At 71.5% G+C, this 3,892-nt stretch carries 2 protein-coding genes and 1 pseudogene; all 3 read right to left on the minus strand.

Going from position 1 to position 3,892, the window contains the following annotated elements:
* Window positions 1-1,465: pseudogene (locus HII36_RS53800) on the minus strand (hypothetical protein); the annotation flags it as partial.
* A 732-nt stretch (window positions 1,466-2,197) separates the two neighbouring features.
* A complete protein-coding gene (locus HII36_RS53805; RefSeq protein WP_173531139.1) occupies window positions 2,198-2,872 on the minus strand; it encodes a sensor domain-containing protein in 675 nt (224 codons plus the stop codon).
* A 111-nt stretch (window positions 2,873-2,983) separates the two neighbouring features.
* Complete coding sequence (locus HII36_RS53810) at window positions 2,984-3,421, minus strand: winged helix-turn-helix transcriptional regulator (RefSeq protein ID WP_173531140.1); 438 nt, start codon at window positions 3,419-3,421, stop codon at window positions 2,984-2,986.
* Window positions 3,422-3,892: the final 471 nt, after the last annotated feature.

Below are 3,892 nucleotides of genomic sequence, written 5' to 3' on the forward strand. Positions count from 1 at the left end.
CACCACCAGTGGCTGCATCACCGGCCATGCCATTGGCGGCATCGCCAGTCAGGCGACCGGGTACACCGCCGATCGAATCGCGGGGCGTGCCGCCACTCGCGCTGTCGGCCCCGCGACCAGCCGCGCGGTCGGCGGCATCGCCAGCCGGGCCACCGCGCACGTCACCGATCGCATCGCGGGGCACGCTGCCACTGGCGCTGTCGGTCCCGCGGCCAGCCGCATCGCGGGGTGCCTCACCACTCGCGCGGTCGGGCCCGCGACCGGCGGCATCACTAGCTGGGCGATCGCGCCCGCCGCTGATCGCATCGGGAGGTGCCCCGCCACCCGCGCCATCGGCCCCGCGACCAGCCGCATCGCGAGCCGCGCGGTCGGCGGCATCGCCAGTCAGGCCACCGGGCACGCCTCCGATCGCATCGCGGGGCGCCCCACCACTCGCGCCATCGGCCCCGCGACCAGCTGCGCGACCGGCGTCACCACGAGCTGCGCCACCAACCGTGCCACCATCGGCACCATCAGCAGTGCCATCAGCCCCTTCACCCCCCGCACCGCCGACCGGGCCGCACGTCGCATCACCGGGCCCGCCACCGAACGTGCCACGGGCGGAGTCACCAGCCTCGCCACCAGCCGAGCCGCTTGTCGTGTCACCAAGCCTGCCGCCGAACGCGCCACGGGCCGTGTCACCAAGCCTGCCGCCGAACGCGCCACGAGCCGTGTCACCAAGCCTGCCGCCGAACGCGCCACGAGCCGCGTTACCAGGCCTGCCACCGAACTCGTTACGGGCCGCGTCACCCGCCGCGCCTCCGACCAGGCCACCTGGTGGCGCGGCTGGCCCCGTGGTTGGTGACACCGCCGGGGATGCGCCGGTCAGCCAGATGCCGAACCCGCCCCGTCGCGCCAGCCAGTCGCACGCCCCGAGCAGGACCTCCCAGCCGTCCGGCGGCAGGTTGTCCGGCACGTTCACCAGCAGGGCGGCGCGGGCCCGGCCGTAGCTCATGGCCAGCACCCTGGCCAGCCCGGCGACCCGCAGCTCGGGCGGGAACGGGCTCGCCCGGCGCGCCCCGCCCGCCACCGCCCGTTCGGCCAGCTCGGCGAGGAAGGGGCCGAAGTCGTCCTCGCCGGACGCCTTGCGCAGGGCCAGCGTCCGCACCGCCGGCAGGCTCGCGCCACCCGGACCCTCGATGCCCTTCGCGCCAGGCAACCAGGCGGGGAACAGCGCCACCGCCACCCGTTCCAGCTCGGCCAGCGCGGAGGAGACCAGGTCGACGGCGGACCGGGCATGCGGGACGTCGTAGGTGACGATGGCCGGGGCGTCGTCGGGTAGCGGGTCGATGGTCAGGGCGAGCAGATCGGCCGGGGCGCCCTCGATCCGGACGACCCGGCCGATCGGGAGGTCCGCCCACCACCGCACCACTTGCCGCCCATCTATCACGAGACCCGGATATTTCGGCATTTGCGAGGCTTCCACCTACCCGACCTGTCACCAGATCGGCCGACGGGAGCCCGTCATGCCCCTTTCCTGGGTGAGGCGGCCTATTCGTGGCGGCATGGTGCCATTGGTGGCGGGGGTGGCCTTGTCCGCATCCTCGTGGTGCCGCGCCGCGCCTCATGCGTGCGCTTCTCGTGGCACCGCACTCCATGTGCATCAAGCAGGCGCCGCATTCTCGGACCCGTCCAGCAGGCGCCGCACGACGGACGCGTCCAGCAGGCGTCGCGTCAGGAATGCGTCCAGCAGGTGTCGCGCCAGGGACGTATCCGGCAGGCGTCTGACCAGGAGGCACATCTAGCGAACATCGGGCCGGTGCCGCGTGCGGCCAGCGAGCATTGGGCCGGGGGCGGGTCCGGCCTGCGGGCGTCGGGCCGAGTCGCATCCGGTCTCCGTGCGTTGGGCCGGGGGATTCAGTGAGTGAGCGTCGGGCCGAGGTCGCATCCAGCCAGCGTGTGTTAGAGCGGGGGCGTCATCCGGTGGGCGTTACGCCACGGGGTGCATGAACATAGGTGCATCTAAGCGGCCTCGCCCGCGGGGCGCATCAAGGCCGCGGGGCACATCAAGCGGCGTCGCACCACGGGCGTACATGGCGGTGGCGGTTTCGCATCACGGCGGGCTCTCATGGCGATGGTCGCTCATGGCGATGGTGGGCACGCATGGCGCTGGACGCGCACTCGGCGCGTCCAGCTTCGGCGTGTGTGCTGCGGAGGCTCACCTCATGGCCGCGTACGTGGACACCATCGGGCGGCGGCGGTCGGGGGACTGCGAGTAGTCCGCCCGGGTCAGCAGCACCTGCGCCACCGTCGCCTTGATCAGCGCCGCACCCCGCACCACCGGCAGCAGCGTCACCGCGAACAGCACCCCCACCACGGTGTTGAGCGCCACGAACGTCACCACGTCCTGCGGCAGCCCGAGAAGCGCGGGCAGCCCGTGATCGAGCGTCCCCGGGATGGAGGCGATGAACCACCCGTAGACAGGGAACGCCAGCCCGGCGATCGCCACCGCCCACCACACCACGGTGAAGACGAAGGACGCCAGCGCGATCGGGAAGGCGATGATCGCGTACAGCAGGTCCACCCAGGCCTGGGCGGAGGCCACCGGGGTCATCGTCCGGCGGAACCAGCTCGCCCCCTCGGGCGCCTCGCCGTAGGGCGGACGCGCGACCGGATGACCGAGAATGCCGGGCAGCGCAGCCCGTTCCAGGTCGGCGAAGTTACGAGCCGCGGCGGCGGTGCCGGCCAGTATGAGCAGCCCGACGAAGGCGACCGCGCTGCCCACCCCGGCCGCCACTCCGGCGACGACCAGGCAGAAGGCGATCACGGCGAGGGGGAAGCCGAGGAGCACGTAGCGGGTGTCGCGGGAGAGGCGACGGGCGAGGGATGTCATGCAGAGAACGCTACGAGCCGCACTTCTCCGGAACGACCCTGCTCACAGGCATCCCCGAGGTAGGGCAAACCCTACGTCCAACGTGGTCTGTGGGTGAGGTGCGGGGGTGGGTCAGTGGGGCTGGTGGATGCGTACCAGCGTCATGTCCTCCGCGTGCACGGGCTCGCGGCAGTGGGCGCAGACGGTGAGCGGACGCAGTACGTGGCCGCAGGTGTGTTCCCAGACGGTGGGCGGTTCGCCCTCGGTCACGTACTCGTCGCCCCAGGCCATCAGGTTGAGCAGGACGGCGTGCAACGCCTGCCCGGCCTCGGTGAGCACGTATTCGTGGCGCGGCGGGTGCAGTTCGTACTGCCGGCGTTCCAGCAGGCCCACATCGACCAGTTTGCGTAGGCGGGTGGCGAGGATGTCCCTGCTGGCTCCGGTGTTGCGGGCGATCTGGTCGAAGCGGCGTACACCGAGCATGATCTCGCGCATGGCGAGCAGGCTCCACCGCTCGCCGACCACCGCCAGCGCGTTGGCGATCGAACATTCCCTGGCCCGGCCAGCCATGGCTCACCCTCCGTCCGGTTTTCCAACTTAGGATACCGGGGGTTTGGTCGGCCGGCGGGGGACCTTTCGGGTGGCACGATCCCCAGAGGTGTCCCGAGGTCTGCGCGATTCGCTGAGGTGTGTCTGAGGTCGGCGCAGTTCGTTGAGTGTGCGTCCCGCAGGGAGCCGCGTCTGTGTGCGTCTCACGGAAGGCGCGGCGCGTGTGGTGCGTCGCACGGGGGGACAGGCGTGTGGTGTGTCCCACGGGAGGCGTGTCGTGTGAGTGTGCATCCCGTGGGAGATGTGGGCGATCGGGTGTGCGTCTTTGTCGGGGTGTCGGTGTCTTGTGGCACGTGCGTTCAAGGAGCCTCCTCCGGAGGAAGCGCTCCGTGAGTGGGTGGGTTGCTCAAGTGCCAGAGGTACGTGGGCGAGGCAGGTCAGGCGCCGGGCAGGGCGTAAACGAGGCGGGTCATGTGCTCGGCGGGCGTGGAT

The organism is Nonomuraea antri (genome assembly GCF_013283785.1).
Classification (GTDB): domain Bacteria; phylum Actinomycetota; class Actinomycetes; order Streptosporangiales; family Streptosporangiaceae; genus Nonomuraea; species Nonomuraea antri.

Coding starts and splice junctions, on each gene's coding strand:
- HII36_RS53810 (WP_173531140.1), bottom strand. CDS start 3,421: ATGGCTGGCCGGGCCAGGGAATGTTCGATCGCCAACGCGCTGGCGGTG.
- HII36_RS53805 (WP_173531139.1), bottom strand. CDS start 2,872: ATGACATCCCTCGCCCGTCGCCTCTCCCGCGACACCCGCTACGTGCTC.